General features: G+C 59.8%; 11 protein-coding genes. 3 read left to right on the forward strand and 8 right to left on the reverse strand.

Annotated elements, in window-relative coordinates:
* The first annotated feature begins 38 nt into the window (after positions 1-38).
* Positions 39-320, forward strand: coding sequence for a hypothetical protein (locus tag ABD796_RS20025; protein WP_344912959.1), 282 nt, complete (start codon positions 39-41; stop codon positions 318-320).
* A 631-nt stretch (positions 321-951) separates the two neighbouring features.
* On the opposite strand, the gene ABD796_RS20030 is transcribed toward ABD796_RS20025, so the two are convergent.
* Positions 952-1869, reverse strand: a complete 918-nt coding sequence (locus tag ABD796_RS20030) for a LysR family transcriptional regulator (RefSeq protein WP_344910954.1) — start codon at positions 1867-1869, stop codon at positions 952-954.
* 117 nt (positions 1870-1986) lie between these two features.
* Here ABD796_RS20030 and ABD796_RS20035 point away from each other — a divergent pair, with 117 nt between their 5' ends.
* Together ABD796_RS20035 and ABD796_RS20040 are read left to right on the forward strand one after the other, a co-directional pair.
* Positions 1987-2607: a histidine phosphatase family protein gene (locus ABD796_RS20035; RefSeq protein ID WP_344910956.1), complete on the forward strand. Its 621-nt coding sequence runs from the start codon at positions 1987-1989 to the stop codon at positions 2605-2607.
* A gap of 370 nt (positions 2608-2977) precedes the next feature.
* Entirely contained in the window at positions 2978-3496 is a 519-nt protein-coding gene (locus ABD796_RS20040; RefSeq protein WP_344910959.1) for a DinB family protein, read from the forward strand.
* Positions 3497-3824: 328 nt separating this feature from the next.
* On the opposite strand, the gene ABD796_RS20045 is transcribed toward ABD796_RS20040, so the two are convergent.
* From ABD796_RS20045 to ABD796_RS20075, 7 genes are all read right to left on the reverse strand, one after another.
* Positions 3825-5168: an LLM class flavin-dependent oxidoreductase gene (locus ABD796_RS20045; RefSeq protein ID WP_344910962.1), complete on the reverse strand. Its 1344-nt coding sequence runs from the start codon at positions 5166-5168 to the stop codon at positions 3825-3827.
* 57 nt (positions 5169-5225) lie between these two features.
* Positions 5226-6272: an LLM class flavin-dependent oxidoreductase gene (locus ABD796_RS20050; RefSeq protein WP_344910964.1), complete on the reverse strand. Its 1047-nt coding sequence runs from the start codon at positions 6270-6272 to the stop codon at positions 5226-5228.
* An 18-nt stretch (positions 6273-6290) separates the two neighbouring features.
* Positions 6291-7172: a LysR family transcriptional regulator gene (locus tag ABD796_RS20055; RefSeq protein ID WP_344910966.1), complete on the reverse strand. Its 882-nt coding sequence runs from the start codon at positions 7170-7172 to the stop codon at positions 6291-6293.
* Between the two features lie 268 nt (positions 7173-7440).
* Positions 7441-9513 (reverse strand): ABC transporter ATP-binding protein, encoded by a 2073-nt coding sequence (locus tag ABD796_RS20060; protein WP_344910968.1) that lies wholly within the window; start codon positions 9511-9513, stop codon positions 7441-7443.
* Positions 9514-9537: 24 nt separating this feature from the next.
* Positions 9538-10431 carry an ABC transporter permease gene (locus tag ABD796_RS20065; protein ID WP_344910970.1) on the reverse strand — a complete coding sequence of 298 codons (894 nt, stop codon included), beginning with the start codon at positions 10429-10431 and terminating at the stop codon, positions 9538-9540.
* A gap of 15 nt (positions 10432-10446) precedes the next feature.
* On the reverse strand, positions 10447-11376 hold the full coding sequence (locus ABD796_RS20070; RefSeq protein ID WP_344910972.1) for an ABC transporter permease: 930 nt from the start codon (positions 11374-11376) through the stop codon (positions 10447-10449).
* A gap of 13 nt (positions 11377-11389) precedes the next feature.
* Complete coding sequence (locus ABD796_RS20075; protein ID WP_344910973.1) at positions 11390-13039, reverse strand: ABC transporter substrate-binding protein; 1650 nt, start codon at positions 13037-13039, stop codon at positions 11390-11392.
* Positions 13040-13120: the final 81 nt, after the last annotated feature.

The raw sequence follows: 13120 nt of genomic DNA on the forward strand, positions 1-13120 counted from the left end.
CCGTCGCAACCGGACGCATTCAGGCGCCCGGTTTTTTTATGGATCCGATTCGCCGGAAGCTCTGGAGTCAAGCGATATGGGTTGGGCCTAGCCCGGGACAGATCGACCCGCTTAAAAAGGTTGAGGCGTCGGAGCGCAAGATCGCGAATGGCTTCAGCACACACGAAAAGGAAACGGCTGAGCTGACCGGGATGGATTGGGACAGCAATGTCGATGTGCTGGAGCGGGAGTGGGAGCGGGAAGGGAAGCTGCCGACGATTCCAAATAATTCAGCACCGAAAGGGGGTGAACAAACGAATGCCAACGGGGAGCGAAATTAAAGGGACTATTATTCCAAACGATTACCAATGGATTTATGACTTGTTCGAGATCGAGGCAACGAGTCCGGGAAAAATTGCGCGAGCGGTAACAGACGCAAACGGCGACGACTTGGAGGTCGCGATCATATCAGGCGGACGTCACGATCAAAATCGTCGGGGTAGCCGCAAGCGTGATTGCGATGTCCGGTAACAAAATCGTGATGTCCCCAACTGGCCAGCTTATGATCCACAATGCCTCCACCTGGACGGCTGGAGATAAGCGGGACCATGCTGCGGACTTCTTGGCTTAAGTTGGTTCCTCTCCTAATTGTGTGCAGCAACTTTTTCATAGATTCGATCATAATTGCGCTGTCTTTTGCTGCACAAGCTATATTGCTGTTTCCGAAGGGAGGTGAGCGGTCGTGAAAAAGCAGGCATCCTTTATGGCATCGAAAGAGGACCACAATCATTTTTCGATGGCAGGATAAGCACCTTCGAGCAATCGATCAATCTTGCAAGAGAGAGCAACGTCACGGTTTCGTCGCCGGTTCGAAGCAGCCTGCAAGTCTGCGACGGGGGGCGACGTCGAAGCCGTCGCTTCGCGCAATCCCGTGTAGCGGGCGGCGGAGCAGTTATCCGCCGTATCTTTCTTTTAAAGGCCATGTCCGGGAGAATGCTTATGGCGGACGGCGATAGCGGTAAATTCCCGGACAAGCGGGTCCGGCGGGCTCTGCCGCCGCGTGCACAGTACGATCGTATTGGCGACCCTGACGTCGGCCACGTGCACTCTAGCGAGCTCGCCGCGTTCCACGTAGCCTCCCGCGACAAGGGATGAGACAAAGGTGGTTCCGTAGCCGGCCATCACGGCATGGAGAGTCCCGCTCAAATCGTTAAATTGCAATTCGATCCGGGGCGGGTCCAGCTGCCGCTCGCGGCACAAACGCATGAGCCTGTCCCTGGTGACGCTGCCTTCCTCCCGCATGATGAATGGCTCGGCCAGCATATCGCCAAGAGCAACCTCCCGACCGGCGTACTTGTGCCCCGGTGCGACTACGAACCAAAACTCATCGCGGTACAGTTCGGTCCAGCACAGCTCGTCGTCCGCCGGCAGAGGCAGGTCGGCAAGTCCGTAGACGGCCGCGTCCGCCTCGAAACCGACCAGCCGCTCCAGAGCGGTCCGGGAATTGGCCGTTGCGATGTGCACCTCCACCTCCGGACGAGATTGCTTGAAAAGGGCCGCCCATCGGGGAATCAACAGGCTGGTGGCCAAATAGTTGCCGACAATCCGCAATCTCCCCTTCGGAAAATTCCGCTCCTCCTCCATCCGCTCCAGCACCTGGGCTTCCAGGCGAAACAGCTTCTCCAGCGGCTCAAGCAAGCATTGGCCGAGCGGGGTCAGCCGAAGCCGCCGACCCTCGATCTGAAACAGCACAATGCCTTGCTCCTTCTCGAATTTGCGGATCTGCGCGGATATGGCAGGCTGGCTCATGTTCAGCGCCTGCGCCGCCTTGGTCGTGCTGCCCTTCCGGGCAACCGTGTAAAACAGTCTTAGTGCATGCAAGTTCAGCATAGCTCCGCCATCCCTTCTATATACACAAAAGTTATATATAATAACAATAATATAATTTTTATATATGAATATACATAGTATACTCCTTTTGAACATTAGCGAAAAGGAGACTGCGGAATGACGGAAACGATGCTTTACTTCATCAGGCATGGGCAGACGGAATGGAACGTACAGGGACGGATGCAGGGGCATCGGGATTCTGAGCTCACCGTGAAGGGGCGGCGGCAGGCCGAACGGCTCGCAGAGCGGCTTTCGCCCGTTACTTTCGACGCGCTGCACAGCAGCACCAGTCCGCGGGCGGTAAGCACGGCCCGCCTCATTCGAGGCGAGCGGAGCGAAGAGCTGCGAACTTGGGATGCGCTGAAGGAGATTAATATGGGCGTCTGGGAGGGAGAATCGGTAGAGACGATCCGCAAGCAGGACGCGGAGCGATACCGGCATTTTTGGGAAGCGCCTCACCTTTATCGTCCTTCCGCGGGCGGAGAAAGCTACGAGGAACTGCTCAAGCGGACACTTCCCGCCCTAGAGAAGATTGCGGCCGAACATGCGGGCGGCCATGTGCTGATCGTCACTCACCGCATAACGTTGCGAACCGTGCTCGGCCACTATGAGGGCAAAAGCTTGCGGGAGCTGGGCGAGCTGCCCGATCTGCCGCCCGCGAGTCTCAGCTTGGTCAGGCTGCGCGACGGCAAAGCCTCGGTCGAGCTGTATGGGGACGCCTCCCATGACAAGGACTAGACGTCCGGTCCGCGAATCATTATCGCTTCGGCATCTCCTCAGGCTTATCCGTTGCTTCATTTGTTCCTATCAAGGACAAGCTTGATCAACATTGACGGCAGGCGATTGCCGGGAAACAGCCCGGCGACGTGCGGAATGGCCAGGCCTGGCTCGGATGATAGCCCGGGCAAACGTGGCGAGGTAAAGCGATTTCTTTGCCAAATCATGACCGGAGGCCCGGAGCCGAATGGTTTGTGATACAATAGAATGTAGATTCCGTTAGGGAGGCGTTTGTCATGAAAACAACTCGCATTCATGGGGCAAACTTGATGGGGCTTAGCGCATAATTGCCCATAAACTGCGCGATTCCCCGCCAAGAGGGGAAGCACGTTTGAAATCGTATATACTGCAGCAGTTCGATTACCATGTATGGGCCAACGAGCAGGTGTGCGCACATTTGCAGGGACTGGGCGAGGACGTGTACCGGCAGGAAATCGTCAGCGTCTTTCCGACGATCTACGACGCCATGACGCACATCTACGTGATCGACTGCAATTGGTTGACACTCCTGTCCCGGGGCGGCGTCACGGACATGTCGGCCGACTATTTCCGGGAATTGAAGGACTCGATCGACCGGCTCGTCGCTCAGACGGAAGGCAAACGGATCGAGGAGCTAAGCCGCATGATGAACGAGCTGGCCGTCCGGTTCAGGGCGTACATCGAGAACCACGAAGATCTGGAGGCGCTGTGCCCGTCCGGAACGTTCCAAGCCCGTTACCTCGACTTCATTCAGCACATGGTCAATCACGGGACGTACCATCGCGGGAACGTCACCGCGATGCTTCGGCAACTGGGACATCCCGGCACGCCGACCGATTTCGGCTACTATCTGTATACCTTACAGCCATAACCGTCGCATATCCATCACAATAGCCTGAACCGCCAGCCCGGGACGCAGTTGTCCCGGGCTGATGGCGTTATGGCTGCCGCGTACCAAAAAGACGCTTTCCCTCCCTTGGGACAAGGAGAGAAGGCGTCTTTTTACGTGAAAAAAAGGATTTTTGCAGGCTAATGCTTGCCGGATACAATACGATGTTACGATACTGCGCCGAGCCGCTTGCCGGGAGCTGCTCCCAGCGCGGGTAAGCTTGCCGGTCGGTCAGCCTCGCTTCATGCCCGTGAAACATGCCAGGCTCTCCGCTCGGCGTCATCGGCGCATCCGGGCGCATTCCTTACCTTTACACCGTCGCGGCGCCGGCCGCCTGCTTGGCGTAACGGTTCGCCGGAACCGGCAGTCCGAGGTTGCCGCGCAGCGTATCGGCTTCATAGTCTTCGCGGAACAGACCGCGCTGCTGCAAGATCGGGACGACATGGTCGACGAATTCCTCCAGCCCGCGCGGAGCGGCCGCCCCGACGATAAAGCCGTCGGCTGCCCCGGCTTCAAACCACGCCTGTAGCTTGTCGGCGACCGACTCCGGCGTGCCGATGAACGTCGGCTTCGGCGTAGCCGTCCGCAGCGCCACCTGCCGGAGCGTCAGCCCTTCCTCCTTGGCCCAGGCCTTCATACGGTCCGTCGCGCTTTGGAAGCTGTTGCGCCCCAGATCGCCAAGCTCCGGGAACGGCTCGTCGAGCGGATACTGCGAGAAATCGTGATGCTCGTAGAAGCGGCCCAAAAAGTCGAGCGCCTTCTCGATCGAGACGAGGTTGGCGATCTCTTCGTATTTGCGCTCCGCTTCCTCCGGCGTACTGCCGATAATCGGGCCGATGCCCGGCAAAATGACGATCTCCTCCGGATTGCGTCCTAACGCCCGGGCGCGTCCCTTCACATCGTCGTAATAGCGCTTGGCGTCCTCCGGCGTCTCCTGGCCGGTGAAAATCGCATTCGCCCATTTGGCAGCAAACGACTTGCCGGACTCGGACGCCCCCGCCTGAAAAATAACCGGCTGCCCTTGGCTGGAGCGGGCGATATTGAGCGGACCTTTGACCGAGAAGTAGTCGCCTTTATGGTGGAGCGTATGCATTTTGGCCGGATCGAAAAAGACGCCCGTTTCCTTGTTGCGCACAAACGCGTCATCTTCCCACGAATCCCACAGCCCGGTCGCCACCTGCAAATATTCGTCGGCGATTTTGTAGCGCTCCGGGTGGGTCGGGTGCTGCTGCTCCGTCTTGCCGAAGTTGAGCGCGGAGCCTTCCAGCGGCGAGGTGACGACGTTCCATCCGGCGCGCCCGCCGCTGATCATATCCAGCGAACCGAACTGGCGGGATACGGTAAAGGGATCGCTGTAAGAGGTCGACAGCGTGCCGACCAACCCGATCTTCGAGCTGATCCCGGCCAGAGCACTCAGAATCGAGATCGGCTCGAACCGGTTCAGGAAGTGCGGGATCGATTTTTCCGTAATGTACAAGCCGTCGGCGATAAAGACGAAGTCGAACTTGCCTTCTTCCGCTTTTTGCGTCCATTTCTTGTATAGCTCGAAATTAACGCTCGCATCCGTGATCGCGTCGGGATGCCGCCAGCCCGAAATATTGCCGCCGACGCCATGCAGAATGGCGCCCAGTTTGATTTGTCTCTTCGTTCCCATAATCGATCTCCTCCATATGGTATTTAAGATTATGTCATTGGCCAGACCGGATCGCCTTTAGGATATGGCGGCCGGCGCCTGCTCTCGCGTCTCCCCGATTTCCCCGGCGAACGCCTCCCGGAGCAGCGTATAGGAGCGCTTGCGGTCCTCGAAGCTGCGCACCTGCGTCGAGACGACGATCAATTCCTCCACGCCGTATTCCCGCTGCAGCTCCAGAAGCTGGGCGCGCACCGATTCCTTCGTCCCTTTGGCAATCTGCGCCTGCTGCGTCTCGATGTGGTACTGCTCGTTTGACTGCCGGCCGTATTCCTCGGCCTGCTCGATCGTTCCGACGGTCAGCGTCCGGCCTCCGGCCAGCTTGATTTTGACCAGCTTGTAGGACTGGGCGAGCTCTTGCGCCTCCTCCTCGGTGTCGGCCACAGCGACCGACAAGGCCAGGATCGGCTGCGGCCCATGGCCGCGCTGCGGCTCGAACCGCTCCGCATACGTCCGGAACGCCTCCCGGGCCGTCTGCGAATCGCTGTTGATAAACAGTGCAAATACGTAGGGCAAGCCCGCCTCCGCGGCGATTTCGGCGCTGGACACGCTGGTGCCGAGCACGTATAGATCGGCCGGCTGCTCGGCGACGGGACCGGCGACAATGCCGGCGTACGGATGATCGTCGGGCACCTGGTTGGCGATATAGCGCTGCAGCTCGGCCAGCTTCTCCGACAGCGAGGCCGTCTCCCCCGCGTTCTGCTGCAGCGCCCGCGTCGAGCGGGGCAGCCCGCCCGGCGCGCGGCCTATGCCGAGATCGACCCGTCCGGGCGCAAGCGAGGCGAGCACGTTGAAATTTTCCGCAACCTTGTAGGGGCTATAATGCTGCAGCATCACTCCCCCGGCGCCGATGCGCAGCTTTTCCGTATGCGCCAGCAGATGCGAGATGAGCACCTCGGGCGAAGTGCCCGCGACGCGCTCGGAATCGTGATGCTCCGATACCCAGAACCGGTAATACCCGAGCCGTTCGGCCAGACGGGCCAGCTCGATGGTATGCCGGAAAGCTTGCGACGGCGTTTCCCCCGGCAGAATGGGGGTTTGATCGAGAATGCTGAGCTTGAGTGCCATTAACCGATTCACTCCGTTCTATATATAGACTTCGCCCGGTCGATGGGCAATCAGAAAACGTACGATTTCCGTTTGTTCGCCGTTCAGGCTAATAATATTCGTTTGCAGGCGGATTCCCGCCACCTCGGCCACATCGACCGGGCAAAGCAGCCCCTCGCGCTCTTCCTTGCTGACGCACAGGCCCGGCAGGAAGCAGATGCCGGCTTGATTGAGGACGAGCTTCTTCGCCATTTCCGCGTTGTCCGTATGAATCTCGATTGCCGGCGGCCTGTTCAGGCTTTGAAACATGCGATGGATGCGCAGCCAGTCGAGAGAGCCGCATTCGAAAAACACGAACGGCTGGTCGACGAGCAGCTCGGCGGACACTTCCCCGGCTCCCGCAAGCGGATGGTCGGCATACGTATACAGACGGATCGGGTCCTCGTAAAATTTCACCGATTGCAAGTTCGGATGGTTCACGTTGCGGACGAAGCCGATATCCAGCTCCCGGTTCAGCACCTTGCCGACGATCTCGTCGGTTACCGCCGTCGTCACCTTCATATGCACCCCGGGATAACGCGCCTTCAGCTTCGGCAGCAGCTCCGCCATCATATAGTTGGAGACGGACACGGTGCAGCCGATCCGCAGCTCCTTCGGAGTCGTCCGCGTCCGCTGGAGCTGCTGCTTGCCTTTCTGGAACGTTTGCAGCAGCTGCTGGGCGTAGGGCAGAAACTTGACTCCGTTCTCGGTCAGATGCACCTGGCGGCCCATCCGGTCGAACAGCCGGCAGTCCAGCTCCCGTTCCAGCGACTGGATGCGCGCGGTAACCGACGGCTGCGACAAATACAGCACCTCGGCCGCCTTGTTAAAGCTGCCGTAATGGAACACATAGACGAACGCTTCAATATTCTCGATATTCATGGCCAAGTCTCCCGATCGACGTAGTAAAGTAGAGGAACATAGCGTCAACGATACGGCAAAGAGACCTGACAAGCGTTCGGATCCCATTCGCAAGCAAATTCGGGCTCAACGTCGCGTCGCAGGTCTCCGGCCGGCCGGTTGACAGCTGTGCATAACCGGTGGATCGGGTCGCCCGCGCATGACGGGGATCGATTCACGGCTCATTTGGATGTATCCTTTACTCTACTTTTCATAACCAAGTATGTCAATCGGAATTAAGATGGATGTTTTATCCGACAGGGTCGTGGCAGGCCACCAGATGGTCTGGGGCGATCTCCCGGAATTCGGGCTGCTCCTCGGCGCATCGGGCGGTAGCTGCCGGGCAGCGCGTGCGGAAGCGGCAGCCGGAGGGCGGATTGGCCGGCGACGGAATTTCCCCCTGAATGGCCGCGAACTGGCGCTGCCGGTCGGGAACCGGAACCGGGATCGAGGCGATGAGCGCCTTCGTGTAATGATGCGCCGGCCGGCGGAACAGCTGCTCGCTGGGAGCGATTTCGACCAGCTTGCCCAAGTACATAACGCCGATGCGGTCCGATACATAGCGTACGACATTCAGTCCGTGGCCGATGAACAGGAACGTTAAATCGAGCCGCTGCCGAAGCTCCTGGAGCAGATTGACGATCTGCGCTTGTACCGATACGTCCAGCGCGGACACGGCCTCGTCGGCAAGCACGAACTTCGGCCGCAGAGCAATCGCCCGGGCGATGCCGATCCGCTGCCGCTGTCCGCCGGAAAATTCGTGGGGATACCGGTCGTAAGCGTTCGAACTCAAGCCTACGAGCCGCAGCAGCTCGAGCACCGCCTCCTTCTTCCCGCCGGCGTTCAAACCGCCGTGAACCGCGAACGGCTCGCCGATGATGTCCCCTACCTTCCAGCGCGGATCGACCGAGCCGTAAGGGTCCTGGAAGATCATCTGCATATGCTTGCGTTCCTCGCGCAGGCGGGCTCCGGACAACGCCCCCAGCTCCCGGCCCTCGAACCGGACGGAGCCGGAGGTCGGCTTCTCCAGGTGCAGCAGCACCCGGCCGAGCGTCGACTTGCCGCTGCCCGATTCGCCGACGAGGCCGAACGTTTCCCCCTTTCGAATCGTGAACGAGACGTCCTCGACCGCCTGAATCGACTTCTTGGTCCCTGGAAAAAGCGAACGACCGTACGGGTAATGCTTCGTCAGATGGCGCACCTCGAACAACACTTCGGCCGAAGACCGGGATACCCCGGCGAATGCAAGCGCTGGCTCGGAAGTAGAATCGACATCGACAGTGTCCACCGCCGGCGAAGAGATCGGCTCTGCTTGCAGCGGCGTCGGTGCGGTCGCGGTTACGGAGGCGATCACTCGATCGACGTGCCAGCACGCCGCTTGCCGGCCGTCCCGGCTCAGCAGCGCGGGCGCCTCGCTCGCGCATTGCTCCGTCGCGTACGGGCAGCGGGGATGGAAGCGGCAGCCGCCCGGCAAGTCGGACAGGCTCGGAATCGAGCCCGGTATCGTATACAGCCGCTTCGAGCGGTCGCTGTCCATCGTCGTGATCGACTGCAGCAAGCCCTGCGTGTATGGATGATGCGGCTCGGCGAACAGCTCCTCGGTCGCGGCCTGTTCGACCACCTGCCCCGCATACATGACGACGACCCGGTCGGCGATTTCCGCGGCAATGCCCAGATCGTGGGTAATGAGCAAAATCGCCATGTTGAATTCGTCCTTCAGCTCCTGCAGCAGCTGCAAAATTTGCGCCTGAATCGTCACGTCGAGCGCCGTCGTCGGTTCGTCCGCAATTAGCAGCTCCGGCTGGCAGCTTAACGCCATCGCGATCATCGCCCGCTGCAGCATTCCCCCGGACAGCTCATTCGGGTATTGCTTCAACCGCAGCTCCGGCTCCGGTATGCCGACCCGGCGCAGCAGGTAGACGGCCCGCCGCTTCGCTTCGCTCGCCGTCGTACGGCGGTCGTGGCGCTGGATCGTTTCGACGATCTGCCGGCCGATCGTAAACACGGGATCGAACGCCGCCATCGGCTCCTGGAACACCATCGCCATCTTCTTCCCGCGCAGCGAGCGGAGCGCCTGCTGGGGGAGACCGACGATCTCAACGCCGTCCAGCTTGATCGTGCCGGAGCTGATCTTGCCGTTCTCGTCGTCGATCAGCCGCATGACGGCTTTGGACGTGACTGTCTTGCCGCTGCCCGATTCACCGACCAGGCATACGGTTTCGCCGGCCTCGATCGAGAAGCTGACGTCGCGGATTGCCTGCAGCGCGCCTCTGCCCGTAGCGAATTCGACGCTTACGCGTTCCATATCCAGCAATTGACTCAATCTGCGTCTCCTCCTGTACGCCTCTTAGGCGTGCCGCTTCTTCGGATCGAGCGCATCGCGCAGCTCGTCGCCGATAATATTGATCGATAGTACGAACAGCGTGATCGCCAGCCCCGGGAACGTGCAGATCCACCAGGCGACCGTCAAATACCCTCTGCCCTGGGACAGCAGCGCCCCCCAGTCCGGCACCTCCTTCAGCACGCCAAGACCGAGGAAGCTCAAGCCCGAGCCGGTCAGGATCGCGGTGCCCACACCGATGCAGGCCATGACCAGCAGCGGGGAAAGCGAATTGGGAAGCACGTGCTTGACGAACACGGACAGATCGGCGGCGCCGATTGAACGGGATGCCGTAATGAATGGTCGGTTTTTGATGCTCAGAATTTGCCCTCTCATGATTCTGGCGTAGTTCGGCGCCGATGCGATCGCCACGGCCAATATAATGTTCCACAGTCCGGGACCGAGCGCGGCGGCGACGGCCAGCGCGAGCAGCACGCCGGGGATCGTCATCAGAATGTCGACCACGCGCATCAGAACCGTGTCCACCCATTTGCCGAAATAGCCGGCCAACGCGCCGAGCAGCGCTCCCGACAGCCCGCCGACGGCGACGGAAGCGAAGCCGATGAACAGCGATTCGCGGGCTCCGAATACGATGACGCTAAGAATGTCGCGGCCGAAATAGTCGGTGCCGAGCCAGTGCGCCGAGCCCGGAGCAAGCAGAATGCGGTCGGCCTGCATGTCGGTGGGCGAATAAGGAGCGATCCATTGCGGCGCCAGCGCGCAGAGGATCAGAAACAGAACGACCAGTCCGGCGCCGTACGCCAGCGCTTTCGACAGGGCTATCTTCGGAACCGCGCGCCGGCGCGCCGCTGCGGGCCCTTTCGCTTGCCATAACGGTTTAACGGATGCAGCTTCTCTCATTGCAGCTTCCTCCTCCTAGCTTTGCAGGCGCCTGACCCGCGGATCGATATACGAATACGAAACGTCCACCAGCACGTTGACGACGACATACACGATGGCCGTGAACAAGACGACGCCCTGCACGACCGGCAAGTCTTTGGTCATAATCGCGTCGGAAATAATGCGTCCGATGCCCTGCCGCGAAAATACCGTTTCGATGACGACCGCCCCGGCCAGCATTTCCCCAATCAGAATGCCCATCATCGTCACCGCCGGAATCAACGCATTGCGCAAGGCATGGCGGTACATGACCGCTCTCTCCAGCAAGCCTTTGGCGCGCAGCGTCGTCATGAACGGCTCGCCGAGCACTTCAAGCATGGAATTGCGCACCATGCGGACGATGAAGCCGGCTCCGAGCAGGCCTAGCGTCAGCGCCGGAAGGACCAGCGTCGCCAGCCCATCCGAGCCCATCGCGGGCAGCCAGCCCAAGGAAACGGAGAAGATCAGAATGAGCAGAATGCCCGACCAGAACGTCGGCATCGAGATGCCGAACAGCCCGATGATTCTCGCCACGATATCGATCGCCTTGTTGCGATGGATGGCGGACAGCACGCCCAGCAGCACGCCGACGGCGACGGCGACGACGGAAGCCGCCGTCGTCAGCGCCAGCGTAGCCGGGAAGTGGGCAATGATCTTCGGCAGTACCGGCTCGGAATTGACGAGCGAATGTCCGAAGTCGCCGCGCAGCACGTTTTGAAAATAGCTCAGAAACTGTTCATAGAAGGGGCGGTCGACGCCAAGCTGATGCCGCAGATTGGCGAGCGCCTCCGGGCTCATCGCGCTCGGGTCGACGATGTTCATCACCACGTCGCCGGGAAGCACGTACAGCACGCAAAACACCAGAATGGAAGAGCCCGCTATGACGAGGAGAGAGCTCAGCAATCGAATCGCAACGGCCTTGGCCATCTTCGCCGCCTCCTTACTTTTTAATGAACGAAACGTCGTTGAACAACGGGTAGCCGAGCGGGTCGAACTTCAGACCGGTCACATTTTTGGAGGCCGCTACCGTGTAAGGAAATACATAGATCGGCAAAATGACCGCATTGTCGATAATGTAATGCTGAACCTTCTTGTAAATTTCTTTGCGCTTGGCCGTATCCGTCTCTACGACGCCTTGGTCGAGCAGCTTGTCGATCTCCGGGTCGGAAAGCTTCGACAGCGTCGGACGCACATTCGGCGCCGGCGTATGGTAGAAGGCGTTGAGCGCGACCGGGTCGGAGTTCACCTGACTGTTGCCGTACAGGTCATACGCCTGATTCGTGTAAACGACGGTTGCGGTGTCTTTCGTAATTTCCACTTCGACGACGATGCCGACCTTCTTCAGCTGCTGCTGGATGATAGCGGCGATATCGTTGCGTTTCTCGCGGTTCGGCGAACCGTCGACATAGTGCAAGGTCAGCTTCTTGCCGTCCTTCTCGCGCACGCCGTCGGCTCCCTTGACCCAGCCCAGCTCGTCGAGCAGCCGGTTCGCTTTGTCGAGATCGGGCTTGACGCCGTTCTCCAGCGACGGATCGTAGCCGAACGTCGTCGGCGATAATGGCGACCATGCCCGCGGATACGTGCCCAGATAGAGGCTTTTGACGATCGAATCGATGTCCACCGCATACTGCACCGCTTGGCGCGCCTTGACGTTATCCCACGGCGGCCGCTTTTGGTTGAAGAACAGCGTGTAGGGCACGCCGCCCGTATTGACCTGGAGCAACTGCAGCTTGGCGTCGTTTTTGAGCGATACGATATTTTGCGGCGGAACCGTTTCGGCGGCGGTCACTTGCCCGCTCTGCACGCTGCCGATGCGCGTCGCTTCTTCCGGGACGATCTTGAAAACGATGGCGTCCAAGTACGATTTGCCTTTGTTGTCCACCAGTTCGGGGGCCCAGGCATAGTCGGGGTTGCGCTCGACCTTGATCTCCGAGTTGTCGTCCCATTTCACGTATTTGAACGGGCCCGTACCGACCGGGTTTTTGCCGAATTGATCGCCGTGCTTTTTCGCCGCCGTCGGCGATACGATGCCGAGCAGCGCCTGGCTCAGGTTGCCCAGAAATGCGACGGACGGCGTCTCCAGATTCAGCTTAATCGTGTATTCGTCGATAATCTCCGACGATTTGTACGGCTTCAGCAGCGCGGAGGCGTTGGCGGCCTTGGTCGCCGGATCGAGAATGCGATCGTAGCTGTATTTCACCGCTTCGGCGTTAAACGGCGTGCCGTCATGGAACTTCACGTCCTTGCGCAGCTTGAACGTGTAGCTCTTGCCGTCGGGGGAAATCGTCCACTCGGTAGCCAGCCACGGCTTGATCGTATTGTCCGGGAGCTGCACGACAAGGCTGTCGTAGATCGTGCGGATAACCCGAACCGCTACGGCCAGACCGCTGCGATGAGGATCGAGCGTATCCGGCGACGTCGCCAGCGCGAACGACAGCTCGCCCCCCGGAGCCGCTTGCGTTTTCGTCGTCGCGCCCGTCCCGGCGCCGGGATTCGCTCCGTTGCCCGATTTGGCTTCTCCGCACGCCGCCAGCGCCAGGACCGATGCGGATAAGATTGCAATAAACTTGACCCACCGTGACTTTTTCATACGGATCTTCACTCTCCTGTATCTTTTAAAAATAAATCCTGATAATTCCTATTGGTTATATATGAATTATTGTTCCTTACT

Source organism: Paenibacillus hodogayensis (assembly GCF_039536325.1).
Classification (GTDB): domain Bacteria; phylum Bacillota; class Bacilli; order Paenibacillales; family NBRC-103111; genus Paenibacillus_AB; species Paenibacillus_AB hodogayensis.

What these genes read in the sequence shown, in the direction of transcription:
- ABD796_RS20055 (WP_344910966.1), bottom strand. Translation starts at nt 7,172, where the DNA reads ATGAATATCGAGAATATTGAAGCGTTCGTCTATGTGTTCCATTACGGC.
- ABD796_RS20025 (WP_344912959.1), top strand. Translation starts at nt 39, where the DNA reads ATGGATCCGATTCGCCGGAAGCTCTGGAGTCAAGCGATATGGGTTGGG.
- ABD796_RS20065 (WP_344910970.1), bottom strand. Translation starts at nt 10,431, where the DNA reads ATGAGAGAAGCTGCATCCGTTAAACCGTTATGGCAAGCGAAAGGGCCC.
- ABD796_RS20045 (WP_344910962.1), bottom strand. Translation starts at nt 5,168, where the DNA reads ATGGGAACGAAGAGACAAATCAAACTGGGCGCCATTCTGCATGGCGTC.
- ABD796_RS20035 (WP_344910956.1), top strand. Translation starts at nt 1,987, where the DNA reads ATGACGGAAACGATGCTTTACTTCATCAGGCATGGGCAGACGGAATGG.
- ABD796_RS20075 (WP_344910973.1), bottom strand. Translation starts at nt 13,039, where the DNA reads ATGAAAAAGTCACGGTGGGTCAAGTTTATTGCAATCTTATCCGCATCG.
- ABD796_RS20030 (WP_344910954.1), bottom strand. Translation starts at nt 1,869, where the DNA reads ATGCTGAACTTGCATGCACTAAGACTGTTTTACACGGTTGCCCGGAAG.
- ABD796_RS20070 (WP_344910972.1), bottom strand. Translation starts at nt 11,376, where the DNA reads ATGGCCAAGGCCGTTGCGATTCGATTGCTGAGCTCTCTCCTCGTCATA.
- ABD796_RS20050 (WP_344910964.1), bottom strand. Translation starts at nt 6,272, where the DNA reads ATGGCACTCAAGCTCAGCATTCTCGATCAAACCCCCATTCTGCCGGGG.